Here is a 19,726-nt window from a genome sequence, read left to right on the forward strand (position 1 = left end):
TCGAGGTGGCGAAATGGCCTGCACGAGCTGCGCGTCCGACAAGGCGGGCACCCTCAACGACCCGAAGTGGCGCCGTGCGCTGTGGATCGCACTCGCGATCAATGGCGGCATGTTCGCAATCGAAATCATCGCCGGGATCACGGGTGGGTCGAAAGCCCTTCAGGCCGACGCGCTCGATTTCTTCGGTGACGCCGCCAATTACGCGATCAGCCTTGGTGTTGCCGGAATGGCGTTAGTCTGGCGGGCACGCGCAGCGATGCTGAAGGGAGCAACCCTGGCAGGGCTGGGCATATATGTCCTCGCGTCCACACTTTGGGCGGTTTGGCATGGCGGTGTACCGGAAGCCCATCTCATGGGTGTGATCGGCCTTGCTGCCTTGGTCGCTAATACGGGGGTTGCGCTCATGCTCTACCGCTTCCGTACGGGCGACGCGAACATGCGCTCGGTGTGGATTTGCTCACGCAATGACGCGATCGGTAACATCGCCGTCGTATTGGCGGCGGCGGGCGTGTTCGGGACGGGCACGGCTTGGCCAGACCTGATCGTAGCCGGGATCATGGCGGCGCTAGGACTGTGGGGCGGCTTTCAGATCATCTCCCAAGCTAGGGCTGAACTAAGGGCCGTCGGACAAAAGTCAGAGCCTTTGTCGACTATGCCGTTACATCTTAACCGGTAGCTGGTATCGCCACTCACATGCGCCGGCTGCTTGCCTATATCCTTTGTCTGTTGCTCGCCTCATCATTGGGGTTGGGCGCGGCTGTGCATGCCGCCGAGCCGATCACCTGTCTCGAAACGTCGACTGGCTCGGCAGAATCGATCCTTGTGCACACCGATGGTGACCGTGATCAGGTTCCGGCAGATTCGGAGAAGGGCTACCCGCACCACCATGGCGGGTGTCACGGCCACCACGTAGGCGTACCGATCACGGCGGACGCCGTTCCGAACGGCATCACTCCGACTGCCGAAGGCACGTCCTGGGAGCAGGCGCATGGTGCCGGCCTCATAGGCGACCCAGCGCTTCGCCCACCACAGGCCTGACGAACCACAAACCCCCGCGAGAAACGTCGCGGGATAACCGGTTACGTCAGGAGTTCCTCAATTATGCATCGTTTATTCGCGGCTTTGCTGGCCGCGGCGTCCTGCGCCTCAGTGGCGCAGGCGCAGGCGCCGGTGGCGGCGCCTGCGCCGATCTATACGCTCGACCAAGCTGTTTTAGCCGCAGGCGGCTCGGCACCCGCGTCGGAAGCGGCGACCGCTGCTATCGAGGCGGCCCGCCAAGGCCGCACGGTGGCAGGGCTTCGTCCCAATCCAGTCGCCCAGGGGCAGATCGAGAATGTTGCCGGCACCGGACCGTATAGGGGTCTTCGGAGCGCCGAAACCACAGTAGGCGTCGCCGTTCCTATCGAACTCGGAGGCAAGCGCAGCGCGCGTGTTGCGGTTGCCAATGCCCAGCTTACGCGTGCCGAGCTTCAGGCGGCCATCATCGCCGCCGATGTCCGCGTGCAGGTGACGCAGCTCTACGTCGAGGCGATTGCCGCCGAGCGGCGGCTTGTCACGGCGCGCGATCAGGTGCGGATCGCACAGGAGGCGCTGCGCGCCGCCTCCGTGCGCGTCCAGGCCGGGCGCGCTTCTCCCCTCGAAGAGCAGCGCGCCGATGTTGCACGGATCAATGCCGAGGCAAATGCCGAGCGGACCGCACGGCTTGTCGACGCAACGCGCGCCAATCTCGCACGGCGGATCGGTCGACCGATTGATGGTGCACTCGACATCGCCCTGCTTGATCGGCTTCCGACAGCTTTCATCGGCCCGGTAGGGCCGATCAGGGCGCAGGGGACGCTGGCGCTGGCGGCGGCCGACGCCGACCTTGCCATCGCCGATGCCAGCGTGCGGCTCGCACGTGCCAACCGTGTGCCGGACCTCAATGTCGGACCGGGGCTACGACGGCTCGAGGCGACAAACGACACCGCGGCGGTGTTCACTCTCTCTATTCCCATCCCGCTGTTCAACAATGGGCGCGCGGCTATCGCGCAGGCGAGCGCACAGCGGACACAGGCCGAGGCCCAGCGCCGCGTGACCGCGCTTGATGTCGAGCAGGCGATTACCGACGCCGAAGCCGAAGCTGCCAATGCGGCTACGACCGCACGGGCCACTTCCGGACCGGCACTTGCCGCAGCCCAGGAGGCGGCGCGTATCGCCCGTATCGGCTACCGCGAGGGCAAGTTCAGTCAGCTTGACTTGCTCGATGCCGAACGCACGCTCGCGGAAACGCGTCTCTCAGCGATCGACGCGCTCGCTAATTTTCAAAACGCACAGGCTCGTTTGGGACGGCTCACCGCTCCCGCGCCTACGCCCGCGACGGGGGAAAATCAGTGATGAAGAAGATCCATTTAGCCGGTGCGACGTCGCTTGCCCTCTTGGTCTCAGCCTGCGGCGGCACCGAAGCCGGCAACGAGGCTGCGGCAAATCAATCCGCCAGTGCGGAAGCCAGCGGCGGCGAAGAAGGCGAGAACCATGCCAACGAAGGGGCAGTGACGCTCTCGGCCGAGCAGATTGTAACCGCAGGAGTCCAGATCGGTCGCCCGATAGTGGGCGGTTCCGGAACGATCGAACTGCCGGCGACGATAGAAGGCGACCCGCAGGGAACGCAGGTCGTATCCGCAGCGATCGGAGGGCGCGTCGTCGCACTCACCCGTAACCTCGGCCAGTCGGTCGGACGTGGCCAAACGATCGCGATCATCGAAAGTCGCGAGGCCGCTCAGCTCAAGGGCGACGTGGAGGCGGCTCAGGCACGCCTCCAACTCGCCAACTCCAACCTTGCGCGCGAGCAGCGGTTGTTCTCGCAACGCGTCTCGCCTGAACAGGATTTGATCGCGGCGCGCACCGCGGCGATCGAGGCCCGCATTGCGCTTAGGCAAGCCCAGAGCCAGGTTTCAGCCGCAGGCGGCGGTGGAGGTGGACTTAACCGCCTCGGTATCGTCGCGCCGATCTCGGGCCAGGTGATTGCCCGGCCAGTCACGCTCGGCCAGACGGTCGCGGCTGATACTGAACTCTACAGGATAGCCAATCTCAGCCAAGTCTCGCTGGCCCTCAACCTGAAGCCGGAAGATGCCGGGCGGGTCCGACCCGGCAACGTGGTTATGGTGACTGCGCCGGGACGGCAGACGAGTGCGCGCATCAGCTTCGTGTCGCCGGCGCTCGATCCGGAAACACGGCAGGTGCCGGTCATCGCCACGCTCGATAATCGCGGCGGCCAATGGCGTGTCGGTGAACCGGTCAGTGCCTCGGTACAGCTAAGCGGAAGCGGCGGAAGCTCTGCCGTCCGGGTGCCTACGACAGCTGTCCAGACAGTCGAGGGTAAGTCGGTCATATTCGTCCGAACGCCCAAAGGCTTCCAGGCAACCCCGGTCGAACTCGGCGACGCCTCGGGCGACACCGTGATCGTCCGCTCCGGCCTTACAGGCCGCGAGCAGATCGCGACCACCGGTAGTTTCACGCTCAAGGCCGAACTCGGCAAGGGCGAAGCCGAGCATGAGGATTAAGCCATGATCCCTCGTATCGTCACCTGGGCGGTCGAGAGGCGCTGGCTTGTCCTGCTTCTTACCGCCGTCGCCGCCATCATCGGTGCCTACTCACTCTACCGGCTCCCGATCGACGCGGTGCCGGACATCACCAACAATCAGGTTCAAATCAACGTCCGTGCTTCCGCACTCTCGCCAGAGCTGGTCGAGAAGCAGGTCTCCTTCCCGATCGAAACCGCGCTCGCGGGCATCCCCGGGCTCGACTACACACGCTCGCTCAGCCGCAACGGCTTCGCGCAGGTGACAGCTGTTTTTGATGACAGCACCGACATCTACTTCGCCCGTCAGCAAGTGGGAGAGCGGCTGCAAGGCGTGGCGGAGAGCCTGCCTGACGGCGTGAACCCCGAAATGGGGCCGATCGCGACGGGTCTCGGCGAGGTCTACATGTGGACCGTACGCCTCGATCACCGAAAAGACGACAAGCACCGCCCTGGCGAGCCGGGCCAGCAGCCTGATGGCAGCTACATCACGCCTGAGGGTGAGCGACTGACGAGTTCGGAAGATAAGGCGACCTACCTGCGCACCGCGCAGGACTGGATCGTCACGCCACTTCTGAAGAACACACCGGGTCTCGCCGGCGTGGATTCGATTGGCGGCTATGCGAAGCAGTATCTCGTTATTCCCGACGTACAAAAGCTAGCTTCGCTCAACATCACACTCACCGACCTCGGCACCGCGCTGGAGCGCAACAACACCAGCGTTGGCGGCGGCTTCGTTAATCGCAATGGCGAAGGTCTGGCAGTTCGCTCCGATGCGCTGGTGCGAAACGCAGCCGAGCTGGCCCGTACTGTCGTTGCCACCCGGGAAGGCGTGCCGATCACGCTCGATCAGGTCGCGAGCGTCCGCACTGGGCAAGCGATCCGCATGGGCTCGGCGTCGGAGAATGGCACCGAAGTTGTCGTCGGTACGGCGATAATGCGGATCGGCGAGAACAGTCGCAACGTGGCCACTGCCGTCGCCGATCGGTTAAAGGAGATCAACGCCTCGCTGCCGCCTGACGTGGTGGTGCAACCGGTCCTTGACCGTACCGCGCTCGTCAATTCGACGATCAAGACCGTGGCAAAGAACCTGTCAGAAGGGGCTCTGCTCGTCATCGTCGTGCTGTTCTTGCTGTTAGGCAACTTCCGCGCAGCGCTGATCGCGGCGGCGGTGATCCCGGTCACGATGATGCTGACGGGTTTCGGGATGCTCCGTCTGGGTGTCTCAGCGAACCTGATGAGCCTCGGCGCGCTCGATTTCGGCCTGATCGTGGATGGTGCGGTCATCATCGTCGAGAACGCGCTGCGGCGCTTGGCGGAGCAGCAACATCACGAAGGGCGGCTGCTGACGGTCAAGGAACGCTTGGAGACGGTCGCGACCGCTGCGCGCGAGATGATCCGTCCTTCGGTTTATGGGCAGGCGATCATCATCCTCGTCTATGTCCCGCTACTCACCCTCACCGGGGTGGAGGGCAAGACGTTCGTGCCGATGGCGCTCACCGTCATCATTGCGCTGCTGTTCGCTTTCGTCATGTCGCTCACCTTCGTGCCGGCAGCGATTGCCATCTGGCTGTCAAAGAAGGTCGAGGAAAAGGACGGCAGGATCATCAGCTGGCTGAAGGCCCGTTATGAGCCGGGCCTTGAAAAGGCGATGAAGCGGCCCTCGATGACAATCGGGGCGGGCATCGCCAGCCTCGTGGTGGCGGCGTTCGCCTTCACGACCCTGGGACAAGTGTTCCTACCCCAGCTCGACGAGGGTGATTTGCTCATCCAGTCACTGCGCATCCCGGCAACGTCGGTCCAGCAAAGCCAAGCGATGCAGGTTCCGATTGAACAGATGGTCGCAAAGCAACCGGAGGTGCGGTTCGTTTTTTCGAAAACGGGCACCGCCGAACTCGCCTCCGACCCGATGCCGCCCAATGCGACGGATATGTTCGTCATCTTGAAGCCCCGAGACGAGTGGCCTGATCCCAAGCTGGCAAAGGCGGAACTGGTCGAGCGTCTAGAGGGCAAGCTCGCCCAAATTCCGGGCAACGCCTACGAGATTACGCAGCCGATCCAGATGCGGTTTAACGAGCTGATCGCCGGCGTCCGCGGCGACATCGCGGTTAAGGTTTTTGGCGACGACTTCGCTAGCATGAACCGGACAGCGGAACAGATCGCCGGCATTCTGCGTAAGACCGAGGGCGCGGCGGACGTGAAGGTCGAGCAGACCACGGGGCTTCCCATGCTCGACATCCGCGTCAATCGAGACGCGATGGCGCGGCTCGGCGTGACCGCGCAGGACGTGCAAGATACCGTCACTGCCACACTCGGCGGACGGGAATCTGGCATGATCTTCGAGGGCGATCGGCGGTTCCCGGTCGTCATTCGCCTGTCGGATGCACAGCGGGCGGATCTCGGCTTGCTCCAACAGGTGCAGGTGCCGGTGGCCGGGGGCGGCTACGTTCCGCTTTCCAGCGTCGCGGACATCGGCGTCGTCGATGGGCCGAACCAGATCAGTCGCGAGAACGGAAAGCGCCGTGTCGTCGTACAAGCGAACGTGCGTGGGCGCGATGTCGGAAGCGTAGTGGCAGACGCGCAGGCCGCGGTTGGGCAGAACGTGCGCTTGCCCGCTGGCAGCTACCTTGAATGGGGCGGCCAATTCGAGAATCTCAAGTCCGCCAGCGAGCGGCTTCAGCTCGTCATCCCGGCCTGCTTCGTCCTGATCCTGATGCTGCTCTATGGTGCATTGGGTTCGGCGCGCGATGCCGCGATCGTATTCACCGGCGTTCCATTCGCGCTGGTGGGCGGCGTGCTGCTGCTATTCGTTCGCGGCATGGATTTCTCGATCTCGGCCGCAGTGGGGTTCATCGCGTTGTCGGGCATCGCGGTCCTCAACGGCCTCGTCATGGTCAGTTCGGTGCAGGACCTGATCCGATCCGGCATGGACCGGGCCGAGGCGGCGCGGACGGGAGCGATCCAGCGGCTCCGCCCCGTGGTGATGACTGCGCTGGTCGCCAGCCTCGGCTTCGTGCCGATGGCGTTCGCCAGTGGGGCGGGCGCTGAGGTGCAAAAGCCGCTCGCGACCGTCGTCATTGGCGGGCTTATCTCGGCGACCCTGCTGACCCTGTTCGTGCTGCCGACGCTCTATGCGCGGTTCGGTCAACGGGCAGCGACGGTCGATGAGCCTGAGGAGGCTACTGCTCTGCCGCAGCACGCATGATCCGAAGGGAGGGCGTGAACGGCCCTCCCTCTACCCCATTTGAGAAAGGAGGTGTCAGGTGCCGACGTTCGACAACGTTACGATCCTCAGGGCTTCGCCGCTGCGCGTTTGGTCGGGCCTCACTGATTTCGCCGGCCACTCGCAATGGAAGCCGTTCGTCCAGCTTTCCGGCGCGGCTGTCTGCGGTGGCGAGGCTACCTATACCTTTCGCGTAGACAGCCTGGACAAGTCCATGACCGCCAAGGCCGACATCACCTGTGTCCACAAACCACTGGTATTCGCCTGGAGCACTGGCATCGCGAAGCTCCTCCTGTTCGAGGAAGCTTATGCGCTGGAAAGCGAGCCCACAGGCATGCGCCTCCGCCATAGTCTGCGTTTCTCTGGAATTCTCGCCGGTCCCTTGGCAGCGCTGATGCGCCGTAAGCTTCAGGGCAGCCTTGTTCGGTCAGACCCGTGTTTGGAGCGCCATCTGCGGCGCTTGTCGGCGCAACCAGCTGCGAAGGGGCGGACCTTGCCGCCTCGGCACGGCTTCAGAAACAACCGGAGGCCATCATGACATCGCCCCGTTCGAGAGCATTAGCCATCGCCGCTGTAGCAATGGCATTGACCGCATGCTCGGAGCAGCCGCCGACGAAGCCGCCGACGGAACAGGAAATCCACGCGAATGACAGCGCGGACGCAAGCGGCACTCCTGGTCGCCACCCGTATCGGTGCGACGACAAGCGTATGCTTCTCATCGACTTCAAAGCTGAGGGATTGACCCTCGAAATTCGGCGAGACACGGAGACGGCACCCATCGTCCTGACCGCGCCGGCGCAGGGCCTCCAGTATGTTGGCGATACGGCAAGCGCGACTTTCTCGGGTAACGAGATCAGGATTGAGGAAGCCAAAAAGCCAACTCTCCTGTGCACGAAGGCGACGAGCCTGTGACTGGCCGACACATCATCGTGGAGCCTTGACGATGGCTGCACTCAAATTTTCCCTCATCCCGATGATGGCGATCATGTTTGGGGCGCTTCTGGCCGGGTGGCGCAGCCCTGGCGAGAAGCTTGTCGCGGCCATGCAGCACCTGGCAGCTGGCGTCGTGTTCGCCGCCGCTGCAACGGAGATCCTGCCGCTGGTGAAGCATGGCGGCTCTCCGGCTGCGACGCTGATCGGCGGAGCGTTGGGCGTTGCAGTGATGCTGGGTCTGAAGGCCGCAGAAAGCCGTTTCGCTGGGCCGATTGCCCTACTTGCTGCGATCGGCCTCGATCTTGCGATCGATGGCTTGGTTCTTGGGCTTGCGTTTATCGCCGGTGCGAAGGCCGGAATGCTGCTGGCTGTCGCGCTCACGCTCGAAGTACTGTTCCTGGCCTTGACCCTCACCAACGATCTGGCGAGCCGGTATCGCAAGACCAAGGCGATCGGCCTGACTTGCGTCCTAGCGCTGCTGGTGCCGATCGGCGCGTTGGTCGCGCAGCCGGTAGCGTTGCTTACGCCCGTGTGGATCACCGGATTTCTAAGCTTCGGCCTTATGGCACTGCTCTACCTCGTGACCGAGGAACTGCTGGCTGAGGCCCACGAGAAACCGGACTCACCGCTCATCAGCGCAATGTTCTTCGTCGGCTTTCTCGCGCTTCTGCTCATTGAGGAGATTATGGTATGACGTCCTCAACATTGCGGGCGCCAGATGAGCGTCGGACCTTGTGGATAGTCCTGCTGCTCAATGCAGCAATCGCTATCGGCTTCTTCGCCACAGGGCTGATCGGAGATTCGAGCGCCCTCATCGCCAATGGCGTCGACAATCTTTCCGACACAGCCGTCTATGCGTTGAGCCTCGTTGCGTTAAGCCACGGACAGACTTGGAAGACGCGGGCGGCGACCGCATCCGGCGTGATGCTGCTGATCTTTGCCGGCGGTATACTCATTGATGTCGGGCGCCGCTATTTTCAGGGCAGTGAGCCGGTCGGGCCGACAATGATGACCATGTCGGCGGTCGCTGCGGTCGTGAATTATATCTGCCTGCGGCTGCTCCAGCGGCTGAAGCAGAAGGACGTTAACCTTCGCGCCGCCACGACCTTCAGCTTCAACGACTTCATCTCCAACGGCGGCATCCTGGTCGCCGGCCTGCTGGTGCTGTGGCTCGGCACCAATTGGCCGGATCTATTGGTAGGGCTCGCGACTGCGATCATCGCGATCAAGGGCGGCATCGAAATCCTGGGCGATGCACGCACCGAGAGCAAAGACGACAAGGACGGCAGGCCATGACCGACAAGCTCGAACTCGACATACCAGTCCTGCTGCCTGAAGTGCCGGACGCAGCCGATGCGTGCGTTGGACGGCTTGTATCAACGCTCAGCGCCAAGCCCGGTGTCGATCGGGCGCATGTCGTCGCGGCGGAAGGCGCGACGCCGGCCAAGCTATGCATCCACTTCGATCCGGCGGCGCTGCCGCTCCCGCGTGTCCGCGAGATGGTCCGGGCAGCAGGTGCAGCGATCAGCGGCCGCTATGGGCATGCCGTTTGGCAGGTGAAGGGCATCAACCATGAACGCCGCGCCCGAACGGTTGGAGATGCGCTATGCGCCGTTCCCGGCATTCTTCAGGCCGATGCTAGCGCAGCTGGCACGGTTCGGGTCGAGTTCGATCGCGAGCGGGTTACCGAAGAGGCGATCGTCGACGCGCTAGGTGGCCTGGGGCTCAAGCGGGTACGGCAAGTCGAGGTCGATGACCACGCCGGACACGGCCATGGGCCGGGTGATCACGCGCATGACGAGGAAAAGCACGGCCCGGGCGACGGTCACGACCATGCTCATGCAGATTTTCTCGGTTCGAATACCGAGCTGATCTTTGCGCTCGCGTGCGGCGCTCTCCTAGGCATTGGCTTTGCCATCAGTAGATTGGTTCTAGGCACACCCGAATGGCTGCCCACCGCCTTCTACGTTGCCGCCTATGGTTTCGGCGGCTTTTTCACGCTGCGCGAGGCGATCGACAATCTCCGCTTGCGCAAGTTCGAGATCGACACGCTGATGCTGGTCGCGGCGGCCGGTGCAGCAGCGCTCGGCGAATGGGCTGAAGGCGCACTCCTGCTGTTCCTGTTCAGCTTGGGCCATGCGCTTGAGCATTATGCGATGGGCCGCGCCAAAAGGGCGATCGAGGCCCTGGCCGAGCTTGCGCCCGAAACCGCGACCGTGCGCCGCGAGGGGCAGACGGTCGAAATTTCAGTCGAGGAGCTGGTGATCGGTGACGTCGCGGTCGTTCGCCCCAACGAACGGCTCCCTGCCGATGGCTTCGTCATCAAGGGCACGAGCGCGATCAACCAGGCCCCGGTTACCGGCGAGAGTATGCCGGTCGACAAGGTTGCGGTGGGCGACGTTGAGGCCGCCCGTGCCAAGCCCGATGCGGTTGACGCCGTAAGCCGCGTGTTCGCCGGCACGATCAATGGTGGAGCCGCGATCGAAATCGAAGTGACGCGGCGATCGAACGAGTCCGCGCTTGCCAAGGTTGTGAAGATGGTGAGCGAGGCGGAGACGCAGAAGTCGCCGACCCAGCGCTTTACCGACCGGTTCGAACGTATTTTCGTTCCGGCGGTGCTGCTCCTCTCCGTGACGCTGCTGTTCGCTTGGGTCGTAGTCGACGAGCCGTTCCGAGACAGCTTTTACCGCGCGATGGCGGTGCTGGTCGCAGCGAGTCCGTGCGCGCTCGCCATTGCGACGCCCAGCGCAGTGCTGTCGGGCGTGGCTCGGGCAGCACGGGGCGGTGTACTGGTGAAGGGTGGCGCGCCGCTCGAAAACCTTGGTTCGCTGAAGGCTATCGCCTTCGACAAAACCGGCACGCTGACGGAAGGGCGCCCCCGCATCACTGACGTGGTGCCCGTCAATGGAGTGGATGAAGCCGAGCTGCTGGCACTTGCCGTGGCAGTCGAGGCTCTGAGCGATCACCCGCTCGCGCAGGCGATTGTGAAGGACGGCCGCGCGCGCTTGGGAGCTGCCGAGTTGCCCGAGGCGAGCGACCTCAAGAGCCTCACAGGACGGGGCGTCACCGCCACCGTTGACGCGGAAACGGTGTGGATCGGCAAGGCCGAGATGTTCGGCAGCGAAGGCATTCCGGCTTTGGGGCAGGAGGCGATGAGTGCCATTGCTCAGCTGCGCGAGGGCGGACGCACCACGATGGTGGTGCGCAAGGGCAGCCGCGACTTGGGTGCGATCGGCCTAATGGACACGCCCCGGGAGGCTGCCAAGACCGCGCTTCGCCGCCTGCACGAGATGGGCATTTCGCGAATGATTATGATCTCAGGTGACCATCAGAAGGTAGCAGAAGCCATCGCCAAGGATGTCGGGATCGACGAAGCTTGGGGCGATCTCATGCCTGAGGACAAGGTCGCGGCGATCAAGAAGCTTGCAGGTGAGGACAAAGTCGCCATGGTCGGTGACGGCGTCAACGACGCTCCGGCGATGGCAAGCGCGACGGTAGGTATCGCGATGGGCGCGGCGGGCTCGGACGTCGCCCTCGAAACGGCAGACGTTGCGCTGATGGCCGATGACTTGGCGCATCTGCCGTTCGCGGTGGGCCTCAGCCGCCATACGCGCGGCATCATCCGCCAGAACGTGTTCGTGAGCTTGGGCGTCGTCGCTTTCCTTGTACCGGCGACGATTCTTGGCCTTGGTATCGGACCGGCGGTCGCCGTTCACGAAGGTTCGACTTTGCTGGTCGTCATCAACGCTCTGCGGCTGTTGGCTTATCGCGAGCCCGTAGCGAAGGTGGCATGAGTGGCTGATCGCGCTCAGCGTCAATGGTGCGATGCTGGACGCGAACATAACGCGCTAAGTAGGCGCCGAGAACGTACTGGTTGAGTTGCGGATCTCTGGATGGGGACGCGGCGTTCGGGCGCCCGCCCTTTACATCGCTGAGGCGGGCGGTTCGAGAGTTCCGAGCCAAGCAACAAGGGCGAGGATCGTGATGGCGCAGGTAGCCTCGATCGCGAGGCTGTGCCGTAAGGCGCCGAGCGCGCCGCGATGACCGGTCACGGCGATCGACCTCTCGAACGCCGACGTGAGACGAAAGCGGTTCAGCGAGGCGAGCGCGAGCATCGCTCCGAAGAGCGCGAGCTTGGCGATTAGAAGCTGGCCGTAGACCGTAGCGGCGAGGTTAGGCAGATTGGTGAGGCCGACCAGTAGCCACGCGTTGACGACACCCGTGACAATGATCGTGCAGACCAGGATCGTGCCCACTAGGCCGAACCCGTGGAGGGCGCGACGGGTGAGCGCCAGATGAGCGGCGTCGGCGCGGCCGACCGGCCGGGCGACGAGAAGCACAAGTCCGAGCAAAGCGCCCGCCCACGCCCCGCCGGCAAGCAGGTGCAGAATATCGGCGCCCAGATGAACCCAGCCCACAGCCCCCTCATCCATCGAGCCGTGCCCCGTCCAGGCAAGCGTCGCGAGCGCCACGGCTGCGGCGAACGCGACCAGGCTGATTGGGGCGGCACGCCCCGCTGCAAGGAGGGCAGCGATCGAGGCTACCGCCAGCGCGGCCATGCGCGCCTCCCAGGCAATGCCGGTCGCGGACCCGGAGAGCAGCATTCCGATCGCCTCGCGATCGACAGGCCAAGGTGGCGCTCCGGCCATCGCCGCGGCGAGCAGCGCGAGGGCAATGCTGGAGAACAGGAGACCCAGCAGGCCGAATCCGACGAGCCAGGGGCGCAAGGCGAGCGCGTCGGTGCGCTCGCCGGCCTTGAGCCCATAGAGGCTGAAGGCCGACAGGCCGAATAGTCCGCTCAGCGTCACATAGAGCGCGAAACGGACCGCGATCAGCGGCCAGTCGGCCTCCACCCTACTTCACCGCAAAGGCGAAGTTGCCGGCGACCCGGTGCGTGTCGGCCGAGACGATATGCCACGCGATGCTGTAGCGACCCGGGGCGAGCGGTGCCTTGGGCGTGACAACGAGGGTGCGGCCATCGTCAGCAACCCCGGCGGCAGCCGCGACCTTCATCGGAGGGTGGGAGGTGTCGCCATGCGCGGTCATCATCAGGTCTGCTCCCGAAAACTTCGGCATCAACTTCTCGCTGAAGCGAAGCGCCAGACGCGTGGGCGTGGCGACGGTCGCGTTCGGCGCCGGCGTGGCCGACAAGAGCTTGGGATGAGCCTGGGCCACCCCGGCGATGCCGAGAAGGGCCAGGGTAGCGGGAAGGAAGACGCGACGCATGGGGCTACTCCGTGAGGTTCGTGCCTTATCTACGCGGCCCGATCGGCCACCCCTCACCAGCGCATGAGGGATGATGGGCAGCCCCGCGTAACCAATGCTAGAGGGGAGGAGTGGAAAGCATGAACGATCTGGACAGAGCATTGGCGAGGCTGGCGGGCGCACCCGTCCCGGCCGCGCTGGAAGGGATCGAGGATCAGGTCCTCGCCCGCATTGGCACGCGCCCCGTCGTGCGGCAGGCCGGACTTGGCCTGGGCGCCGTGACGATCGCGGCGCTCGCGATGGGCGTTATCGGCGCCGAGCTGCCCGCGACCGCCAGCCCGGTGGTTTCGCTCGCCCCGCTGGGTGGCAGCTCGCCGCTCGCGCCGTCGACCTTGTTGATCGGCGAGCCATGACCTCGACGCGGCGCCTGGTCTTCTGCGTCCTCCTCGCCTTCTTGGCGGCGATCGGGGGGGTGTTCGTTGGACGCGCGCTATTGCCCCAGCCCAAGCAGCCCGGTGCGGCGCTCCATGAGGTGCTGCACCACAAGCTTGCCCTCGATGCCGACCAGCAGGCTAGGTTGAAGGTTCTAGAGGACCGGTTCGCAGTCCAGCGGCGCACACTGGAGCTGGAGCTGCGCGCCGCCAATGCTCATCTGGCCCAGGCGATCGAGGCCGAGCACGGCAACGGTCCGCGGGTCGCGGCCGCGGTCGATCAGAGCCATACCGCGATGGGCGAGCTGCAAAAGGCGACGCTTGCGCACATGTTCGCCATGCGACAGCTTCTGCGCGCCGATCAGACCTCCCAATTCGATGACGCGGTGGTGAAGGCGCTCACCGACAGCCAGGGGTGAGCCTGGACTGGACCTCGCTGTCCGACGGCGAGCTGGCGGCGCTCAGCATCGCCGGTAGACAGGCCGCCTTTGCCGAAATCGTGCGACGCTACCGTCAGCCGGTGTTCCGACTTGCCCGTGCGTGCGTCGGGGAGCCCGACGAAGCGCTCGACCTCGTTCAAGAGACCTTCGTCGCCGCGCATCAGGCGCTGCCGCGCTACGATGCGCAGCGCGCCATGAAGGCGTGGCTGTCGACGATCGCGATTAACAAGTGTCGTGATTGGGCGCGGAAACGCACCGTGCGCCGCTTCCTCTCCTTTGCCCTGCCGATCGGGCAGGCCGAGACGATCGTGGACGACCAGGTGGCGATCGACGACAGCGCGGCCGACCGGCAGGAGCTGGAGCGCGTGACGCGCGCCATTTCAACCTTGCCGGGCAACCTGAAGGAGCCGCTGGTGCTCCGGACGATCGAGGGCCTGAGCCAGGCCGAGACAGCCGAGGTGTTGGGGATCAGCCAGAAGGCCGTCGAAACTCGCCTCTATCGCGCGCGGGCGCGCCTCATAGAAAAGTTGAACGCGAGCTAAGGGATGCGCGACGGGGACGCGTAGAAGGGTGAGACGGGGTCGGTAGCGGCCCACTCTTCGAGGAGCTTACATGTTGCGCGTTCTTGACCGCCGCCAAGTGCTGCGCGGTGCCAGCCTAGCCGGAGGCGGCCTTGCGCTGTCGGCCTATATGCCGGCCTGGGCGCAGCCGGTGTCCGCCGGCATCGCCAAGCCGTTGCCGACGGTTTCGGGCGAGGACATCACGCTGAAGGTCGCCCACCAGATGATGATGATCGACGGGCGGCAGAGCCACGCGATCGGCATCAACGGCACGGTGCCCGCTCCGCTGATTCGGTTGCGCGAGGGGCAGAACGTACGCCTCCACGTAGTTAATGACCTGGACGAGGAAACCTCAATCCACTGGCATGGGCTGCTGCTGCCTTTCCAGATGGATGGCGTGCCCGGCATTTCCTTTCCCGGCATCCCGGCACGTTCGACCTTCACCTATGAGTTCCCGATCATCCAGAGCGGCACCTACTGGTACCACAGCCATTCGGGGCTCCAGGAGCAGGAAGGGCACTACGGCCCGATTTTGATCGAACCCAAGAACCCGGACCCGGTGCAGTTCGATCGCGAGCACGTCATCGTGCTGTCCGATCACAGCTTTCAGCACCCGCATTTTCTGTTCGACCGCCTCAAGAAGGAGGCGGGCTACTTCAACCGCCAACGCCAGACGTTGGGAGGGCTGCTGGCGGGTAAGGATCAGCCGCTGAAAGAGCGGCTGATGTGGGGCAAGATGCGGATGGACCCCTCCGACGTCGCCGACGTGACGGGATCGACATACACCTATCTCGTCAACGGCTATGGCCCCAAGGACAATTGGACCGCGCTGTTTCGTCCGGGCGAACGGGTACGGCTCCGCTTCATCAATGCTTCTGCCATGACAACCTTCAACGTTCGCATCCCTGGCCTGCCGATGACAATCGTCGCAGCTGATGGCCTGAATGTGCGTCCAGTCGAGATTGACGAGTTCCAGTTCGGTCCGGCCGAAACCTATGACGCGATCGTCACGCCGCCCGACATGCGCGCCTACACGCTGGTGGGCGAGAGCATCGACCGGTCCGGTATGGCGCGCGCGACGCTCGCACCCCGCGAGGGCATGGCGGCGGAAGTCCCACCGCTCCGCAAGCGTCCGCTCGCGACCATGAAGGACATGGGCATGGGCGGTCATGACATGAGCACTATGGACCACGGCTCCATGCAGGGCATGGAGAGCGGTGCAGCCGGCGCACAGGCTGGATCGATGGCGGGCATCGACCACAGCACGATGGACCATAGCGCGGGTGCCGGTTCGATGCAGGGCATGGACCATAGCCAGATGAACCATGGCGGGGCCGGCGCTGCTGCTGGCGCCATGGTCGGAATGACCAAGCCGCAGGGTCAGAGCGGCGCGATGGCCGAAATGGATCACGGGTCGGGCACTATGCCGGGCATGGCCGATGGGCAGTCGATGGCCGGCATGGACATGGGCGGCATGAACATGCGCGATTTCTCGAAGGCCCCGGGCGTGAGGAAGGGACCGGGCGTTCAGACCATCTCGGCCATGCCTGTCGATCGCACGGGCGAGCCCGGCCAGGGACTGGAGAATGTCGAGCACCGCGTGCTGACCTATCGCGATCTGATTGCGCTCGACCGCAATCCTGACACGCGGGCTCCCGAGCGCGAGATCAAGCTCCACCTCACCGGCAACATGGAACGGTACATGTGGGGCTTCGACGGCGAGAAGCTGTCGGAGAGCCCCGATCCGATCACCTTGCTGCACGGCGAACGGGTGCGCGTTACCCTCATCAACGACACGATGATGGGCCATCCCATCCACATCCACGGCCACTTCTTCGACCTGGTGACGGGGAAAGGAGCTTACGCGCCCCGGAAGCATACCGTGCTCGTCCAGCCAGGCGGAACGGTGAGTTGGGATGTGACAGGCGAGGAAGGCGATTGGGCGTTCCACTGCCATATGCTCTACCACATGCACGCAGGCATGATGCGCGTCGTTCAGGTCCGCAAGGCCGGGGAGGCAGCAGCGTGAAGCGGCCGCTTCTTCTCGCCGGCCTCGCCTCGGCCGTCCTCGCCAGCCCTGTGTTCGGGCAGAGCATGGATCATTCCATGCACAACATGCCGGGGATGACCATGCCGGCGAAGCCCGCAGCCAAGGCGGCCCCCAAGCCCGCGCGTAAAGCTGCAGCGAAGCCTGCGCCCAAGCGGAAGGCCCCTGTTCGCAGTACGCCTCCCCGTCGAGGCCAGGCCGCGCTGGCTCCGGCGGCCGATCCGCACGCCGGCCACGACATGAGCGGGACGCAAGGGATGAACATGGGCGGGCAGCAGGCCGCGCCCGCTCAGGACCCGCACTCCGGCCACGACATGTCCGCAATGCCCGGTATGGGCTCCCCGGCAGCAGCCGGGCAGGACCCCCATGCCGGGCATGACATGAGCGCGATGCCGGGCATAGCAAGCGATGGTAGCCAGGCGGGCGCCAAGGTCGGGACCGACCTGCCTCCGGGCAACAAGCCTGCTCCTGCTCCGCCAGGCGATCATCTTGCTGATCGTTTCTGGGGGGCGGATGCCATGGCCAACTCTCGCGAGAACGACCTGCGACGCAAGCATGGCGGGATGACCAACTATCAGGTGCTCTTCAACCTCGCGGAGTATCAGGCCCGCAAGGGAAGTGACGGCTACCGCTGGGATGGCGAGGCTTTTATCGGAGGCGACATCAATCGCCTCTGGCTGAAGTCGGAGGGTGAAGGAGGTTTTGGCAAGTCGCTGGAGAGCGCCGAGGTGCAGGCGCTCTACAGCCATGCCCTCGATCCCTATTGGAACCTTCAGGCCGGCATTCGCTATGACTTCAAGCCGAACCCGTCGCGAACCTATGCGACAATCGGGATCGAGGGGCTGGCGCCCTACCAGTTCGAGGTCGAGGGCGCGCTGTTCCTCTCCGACAAGGGCGACGTGCTCGCCCGTGCCGAGGGCTATTACGACCAGCGCATCACCAACTATTTCGTCCTCCAGCCCAGGGTGGAGGCCAACTTCGCGGCCCAGGACGTGAGGGAGACCGGGATCGGCTCCGGGCTGACGGATCTGGAGGCTGGTTTGCGGCTTCGCTACGAAGGCCGCCGTGAGTTCGCCCCCTATATCGGTGTGTCGTGGGAACGGCAGTTCGGCGACACCGCCCGCTTCTCGCGGGCGCGGGGCGACGACACGGGCGGGTTCAGCTTCGTCGCCGGCGTGAGGACCTGGTTCTGAGGAGCGGGAAGCTCCGCCTCCATATCGGAGCGAGCAAGCTCCATCGCTGGCTGTCGCTGATTATCGGCGTTCAGTTGCTACTCTGGTTTTCCAGCGGCTTGCTGATGAGCGTCTTGCCGATCGAGCGCGTGCGGGGCGAACACCTGGTCGCGCGCGACAGCGTAACACCGCTGGCGCCGGCACAACAGCTCGCGTCGCCGGCAAGTGTGTTGCGCGCCTCCCCCGGTCCCGTGCGCGAAATGCGCTATACGAGCTTGCTCGGTCAGCCGGTTGTCGAGCTGACGCTGGTCAATGGCACGGTGCGATTGCACGACGCGCGCAGCGCTCGTCCGCTGCCGCGCGTCGATGGCCCGGTTGCCGTCAGGGTCGCACGTGCCGCCTATCGCGGTCCCGGTTCTCCTTCCGCGACCGTCTCCCAGGTACGGACGCCGAGCACCGAGTTTCGAGGCAAGCTTCCGGTCTGGCGGATCGAGTTTCAGGACCGGGAGAAGACCCGCGTTTTCGTGTCTATCGAGAGCGGCAGGATCGTCGCTGTCCGCACCGGCACATGGCGGCTGTACGACTTTTTCTGGGGCCTCCACATCATGGACTGGAAGAACCATGAGGACTTCAACACGCCTTGGATAATTGCGTTCGCAGCCGGGGGGCTCACCCTCGCCATCGCGGGCGTGGTGCTCCTCTACATGCGATGGCCGCGCCGCAGGCAAAGAAAGACCTGAGGGGTAAACGAGGCAGCCGCGTAGCTCCCTGTGGGCGGGGGCCGTTCCTAGGAGCACGACCATGAAGACCATTACAACGATCGGCATTCTCGCCGCAGCACTCGCCTCCACCCCGCTTGCGGCGCAGAGCGGCATGGCTGGCATGGATCATAGCCAGATGCAGGGCATGGACCATTCCAAGATGATGCAGCCGACCGCGGCCAACCCATACGGCCCAGCCGAGATGAAGATGCACGAGAAGATGATGGCGGCAATGGGAGCCGACGCCGGTGAGACGTGGGCGCGCAAGATGATCGAGCATCACCGTGGCGCAGTCGAGATGTCGCAGGTTGCGCTACGTAGTACGCAGAATGCGGACGTTCGTCGCGAAGCCCAAAAGGCAATCGACAGCCAGAACCGCGAGATCGCGACGCTCAATGCGATGCTTCGCAAGTTGGGCAAGCGCGCCCAATAAGGAGCCCCGCCCCGCTTTTTCGGGCGGGGCCTTACCTTAGGAGTTGAGCGATGAAGGGTTTGATCCGCGGCGCCCTGGTCGCAGCCGCGATGATGCTGCCGGCTGCAGCCTTGGCCGCAAACAATATCGCGATGCATCGCGATCCGGGGTGCGGATGCTGCGAGAAATGGGCGGCGCAGGTGCGCCAGCAGTTCGGCCGCAACGTCCAGATCATCGACGATGCCCGCCGTAACGTTCTTCAGCGCAAGATGGGCGTTCCGGCCGACCTCACCTCCTGCCACACCGCGATCATCGACGGAATGGCGTTCGAGGGCCATGTTCCAATCGCCGATATGAGGCGTGCGCTCGCGCAGAAACCCAAAGGCGTGCGCGGCTTGGCGGTAGCAGGAATGCCGCTCGGCTCACCCGGCATGGAGATGCCCGGCTATCGGGCGCAGCCTTATGAGGTCGTCGCGTTCGGGCCTGGCGGACGCAAGGTCTTCGCCCGCCACTGAAAAGAAGGGAGGCACAAATGCCTCCCTTCCCGGCTTACTTCTTGGGCGTTCCCGACATGTCGTGACCGGCATGATCGCCATGCTGTCCGTCCTTCATGCCGGCGCAGCAATCGCCCTTCTTGCCGTCCTTTTCCTTGCAGCAATCCGAGCCTTCCTTGCAGCACGCCATGTCGGCGCAGCAGGAGCCGGCAGCGAACGCCGCAGTCGGGAGGGCGAGCGCCAGTGCGGCGCCGATCAGCTTGAACTTGGTCATTCGTATCTCCGTAAATTGAGTGTGTGAGCTTGTTGGAGGGTCACACGGCTCGCGGAGGCGGAGTGGCGGGCGGTATCGGCCACCCGTTCATGAGGGCATCGCGTGGAAGGTACGCCAGACAACGCTAAGCGAGAACATTTCAAGAACCGCATGATGGCCGTTACCGCCGGAGGTCGCTAAGCCCCAGTTCTTCCCACATCCATGTAAAGTCATAGGTG

General features: G+C 64.4%; 21 protein-coding genes. 18 read left to right on the forward strand and 3 right to left on the reverse strand.

What is annotated here, in order from left to right; genetic code table 11:
• Positions 1 to 13 precede the first annotated feature (13 nt).
• The 10 genes from CA236_RS15800 to CA236_RS15845 all read left to right on the forward strand — a co-directional run bounded on the left by CA236_RS15800 (position 14) and on the right by CA236_RS15845 (position 11,506).
• Positions 14 to 676 (forward strand): cation transporter, encoded by a 663-nt coding sequence (locus CA236_RS15800; RefSeq protein ID WP_125946317.1) that lies wholly within the window; start codon positions 14 to 16, stop codon positions 674 to 676.
• Between the two features lie 17 nt (positions 677 to 693).
• Entirely contained in the window at positions 694 to 1,038 is a 345-nt protein-coding gene (locus CA236_RS15805; protein ID WP_125946318.1) for a hypothetical protein, read from the forward strand.
• A gap of 63 nt (positions 1,039 to 1,101) precedes the next feature.
• The gene (locus CA236_RS15810; protein ID WP_125946319.1) at positions 1,102 to 2,373 is read left to right on the forward strand and encodes a TolC family protein; all 1,272 of its coding nucleotides are present in this window, start codon (positions 1,102 to 1,104) and stop codon (positions 2,371 to 2,373) included.
• On the forward strand, positions 2,373 to 3,539 hold the full coding sequence (locus tag CA236_RS15815; protein WP_125946320.1) for an efflux RND transporter periplasmic adaptor subunit: 1,167 nt from the start codon (positions 2,373 to 2,375) through the stop codon (positions 3,537 to 3,539). Before CA236_RS15810 ends, CA236_RS15815 begins: the two co-directional genes overlap by 1 nt.
• 3 nt (positions 3,540 to 3,542) lie before the next feature.
• The gene (locus CA236_RS15820) at positions 3,543 to 6,761 is read left to right on the forward strand and encodes a CusA/CzcA family heavy metal efflux RND transporter (protein ID WP_125946321.1); all 3,219 of its coding nucleotides are present in this window, start codon (positions 3,543 to 3,545) and stop codon (positions 6,759 to 6,761) included.
• Between the two features lie 58 nt (positions 6,762 to 6,819).
• Positions 6,820 to 7,317: an SRPBCC family protein gene (locus CA236_RS15825; RefSeq protein ID WP_125946322.1), complete on the forward strand. Its 498-nt coding sequence runs from the start codon at positions 6,820 to 6,822 to the stop codon at positions 7,315 to 7,317.
• Positions 7,314 to 7,691 carry a hypothetical protein gene (locus CA236_RS15830; RefSeq protein ID WP_125946323.1) on the forward strand — a complete coding sequence of 126 codons (378 nt, stop codon included), beginning with the start codon at positions 7,314 to 7,316 and terminating at the stop codon, positions 7,689 to 7,691. The genes CA236_RS15825 and CA236_RS15830 overlap by 4 nt, the downstream gene beginning before the upstream one ends.
• Before the next feature lie 31 nt (positions 7,692 to 7,722).
• Positions 7,723 to 8,406, forward strand: coding sequence for a transporter (locus tag CA236_RS15835; protein WP_125946324.1), 684 nt, complete (start codon positions 7,723 to 7,725; stop codon positions 8,404 to 8,406).
• A complete protein-coding gene (locus CA236_RS15840) occupies positions 8,403 to 9,008 on the forward strand; it encodes a cation transporter (protein WP_125946325.1) in 606 nt (201 codons plus the stop codon). Before CA236_RS15835 ends, CA236_RS15840 begins: the two co-directional genes overlap by 4 nt.
• A complete protein-coding gene (locus CA236_RS15845; protein ID WP_125946345.1) occupies positions 9,005 to 11,506 on the forward strand; it encodes a heavy metal translocating P-type ATPase in 2,502 nt (833 codons plus the stop codon). The genes CA236_RS15840 and CA236_RS15845 overlap by 4 nt, the downstream gene beginning before the upstream one ends.
• 129 nt (positions 11,507 to 11,635) lie before the next feature.
• Here the strand turns inward: CA236_RS15845 and copD are convergent, their stop codons facing one another.
• Both copD and copC read right to left on the reverse strand, forming a co-directional pair.
• Positions 11,636 to 12,565, reverse strand: coding sequence for a copper homeostasis membrane protein CopD (gene copD, locus CA236_RS15850; protein ID WP_125946326.1), 930 nt, complete (start codon positions 12,563 to 12,565; stop codon positions 11,636 to 11,638).
• Position 12,566: 1 nt separating this feature from the next.
• A complete protein-coding gene (gene copC / locus CA236_RS15855) occupies positions 12,567 to 12,938 on the reverse strand; it encodes a copper homeostasis periplasmic binding protein CopC (RefSeq protein ID WP_125946327.1) in 372 nt (123 codons plus the stop codon).
• Positions 12,939 to 13,057: 119 nt separating this feature from the next.
• On the opposite strand from copC, the gene CA236_RS15860 reads away from it, so the two are divergent.
• The 8 genes from CA236_RS15860 (at position 13,058) to CA236_RS15895 (ending at position 19,255) form a co-directional block, all read left to right on the forward strand.
• Positions 13,058 to 13,330 carry a hypothetical protein gene (locus CA236_RS15860; RefSeq protein ID WP_125946328.1) on the forward strand — a complete coding sequence of 91 codons (273 nt, stop codon included), beginning with the start codon at positions 13,058 to 13,060 and terminating at the stop codon, positions 13,328 to 13,330.
• Positions 13,327 to 13,767, forward strand: a complete 441-nt coding sequence (locus CA236_RS15865; protein ID WP_125946329.1) for a periplasmic heavy metal sensor — start codon at positions 13,327 to 13,329, stop codon at positions 13,765 to 13,767. The genes CA236_RS15860 and CA236_RS15865 overlap by 4 nt, the downstream gene beginning before the upstream one ends.
• Positions 13,764 to 14,330 (forward strand): RNA polymerase sigma factor, encoded by a 567-nt coding sequence (locus CA236_RS15870; RefSeq protein ID WP_125946330.1) that lies wholly within the window; start codon positions 13,764 to 13,766, stop codon positions 14,328 to 14,330. Before CA236_RS15865 ends, CA236_RS15870 begins: the two co-directional genes overlap by 4 nt.
• 70 nt (positions 14,331 to 14,400) lie before the next feature.
• On the forward strand, positions 14,401 to 16,377 hold the full coding sequence (locus tag CA236_RS15875) for a copper resistance system multicopper oxidase (RefSeq protein ID WP_125946331.1): 1,977 nt from the start codon (positions 14,401 to 14,403) through the stop codon (positions 16,375 to 16,377).
• Positions 16,378 to 16,454: 77 nt separating this feature from the next.
• Positions 16,455 to 17,588: a copper resistance protein B gene (locus CA236_RS15880; protein ID WP_241212715.1), complete on the forward strand. Its 1,134-nt coding sequence runs from the start codon at positions 16,455 to 16,457 to the stop codon at positions 17,586 to 17,588.
• A gap of 23 nt (positions 17,589 to 17,611) precedes the next feature.
• A complete protein-coding gene (locus CA236_RS15885) occupies positions 17,612 to 18,307 on the forward strand; it encodes a PepSY domain-containing protein (RefSeq protein ID WP_277600072.1) in 696 nt (231 codons plus the stop codon).
• A 61-nt stretch (positions 18,308 to 18,368) separates the two neighbouring features.
• Positions 18,369 to 18,761, forward strand: coding sequence for a DUF305 domain-containing protein (locus CA236_RS15890; RefSeq protein ID WP_125946332.1), 393 nt, complete (start codon positions 18,369 to 18,371; stop codon positions 18,759 to 18,761).
• A 50-nt stretch (positions 18,762 to 18,811) separates the two neighbouring features.
• Positions 18,812 to 19,255, forward strand: a complete 444-nt coding sequence (locus tag CA236_RS15895) for a DUF411 domain-containing protein (RefSeq protein ID WP_125946333.1) — start codon at positions 18,812 to 18,814, stop codon at positions 19,253 to 19,255.
• Between the two features lie 34 nt (positions 19,256 to 19,289).
• Here CA236_RS15895 and CA236_RS15900 read toward each other — a convergent pair whose 3' ends face one another.
• Positions 19,290 to 19,508 carry a hypothetical protein gene (locus tag CA236_RS15900; RefSeq protein ID WP_125946334.1) on the reverse strand — a complete coding sequence of 73 codons (219 nt, stop codon included), beginning with the start codon at positions 19,506 to 19,508 and terminating at the stop codon, positions 19,290 to 19,292.
• Positions 19,509 to 19,726 lie beyond the last annotated feature (218 nt).

The sequence above is a fragment of the Sphingomonas sp. ABOLG genome (genome assembly GCF_003950435.1).
GTDB lineage: Bacteria > Pseudomonadota > Alphaproteobacteria > Sphingomonadales > Sphingomonadaceae > Sphingomonas > Sphingomonas panaciterrae.

Excerpts from the sequence above, each read along its gene's own strand:
- CA236_RS15800 (WP_125946317.1), top strand. The coding sequence starts at position 14 with ATGGCCTGCACGAGCTGCGCGTCCGACAAGGCGGGCACCCTCAACGAC.
- CA236_RS15805 (WP_125946318.1), top strand. The coding sequence starts at position 694 with ATGCGCCGGCTGCTTGCCTATATCCTTTGTCTGTTGCTCGCCTCATCA.
- CA236_RS15810 (WP_125946319.1), top strand. The coding sequence starts at position 1,102 with ATGCATCGTTTATTCGCGGCTTTGCTGGCCGCGGCGTCCTGCGCCTCA.
- CA236_RS15815 (WP_125946320.1), top strand. The coding sequence starts at position 2,373 with ATGAAGAAGATCCATTTAGCCGGTGCGACGTCGCTTGCCCTCTTGGTC.
- CA236_RS15820 (WP_125946321.1), top strand. The coding sequence starts at position 3,543 with ATGATCCCTCGTATCGTCACCTGGGCGGTCGAGAGGCGCTGGCTTGTC.
- CA236_RS15830 (WP_125946323.1), top strand. The coding sequence starts at position 7,314 with ATGACATCGCCCCGTTCGAGAGCATTAGCCATCGCCGCTGTAGCAATG.
- CA236_RS15835 (WP_125946324.1), top strand. The coding sequence starts at position 7,723 with ATGGCTGCACTCAAATTTTCCCTCATCCCGATGATGGCGATCATGTTT.
- CA236_RS15840 (WP_125946325.1), top strand. The coding sequence starts at position 8,403 with ATGACGTCCTCAACATTGCGGGCGCCAGATGAGCGTCGGACCTTGTGG.
- CA236_RS15845 (WP_125946345.1), top strand. The coding sequence starts at position 9,005 with ATGACCGACAAGCTCGAACTCGACATACCAGTCCTGCTGCCTGAAGTG.
- copC (WP_125946327.1), bottom strand. The coding sequence starts at position 12,938 with ATGCGTCGCGTCTTCCTTCCCGCTACCCTGGCCCTTCTCGGCATCGCC.
- CA236_RS15860 (WP_125946328.1), top strand. The coding sequence starts at position 13,058 with ATGAACGATCTGGACAGAGCATTGGCGAGGCTGGCGGGCGCACCCGTC.
- CA236_RS15865 (WP_125946329.1), top strand. The coding sequence starts at position 13,327 with ATGACCTCGACGCGGCGCCTGGTCTTCTGCGTCCTCCTCGCCTTCTTG.
- CA236_RS15875 (WP_125946331.1), top strand. The coding sequence starts at position 14,401 with ATGTTGCGCGTTCTTGACCGCCGCCAAGTGCTGCGCGGTGCCAGCCTA.
- CA236_RS15880 (WP_241212715.1), top strand. The coding sequence starts at position 16,455 with ATGCACAACATGCCGGGGATGACCATGCCGGCGAAGCCCGCAGCCAAG.
- CA236_RS15890 (WP_125946332.1), top strand. The coding sequence starts at position 18,369 with ATGAAGACCATTACAACGATCGGCATTCTCGCCGCAGCACTCGCCTCC.
- CA236_RS15895 (WP_125946333.1), top strand. The coding sequence starts at position 18,812 with ATGAAGGGTTTGATCCGCGGCGCCCTGGTCGCAGCCGCGATGATGCTG.
- CA236_RS15900 (WP_125946334.1), bottom strand. The coding sequence starts at position 19,508 with ATGACCAAGTTCAAGCTGATCGGCGCCGCACTGGCGCTCGCCCTCCCG.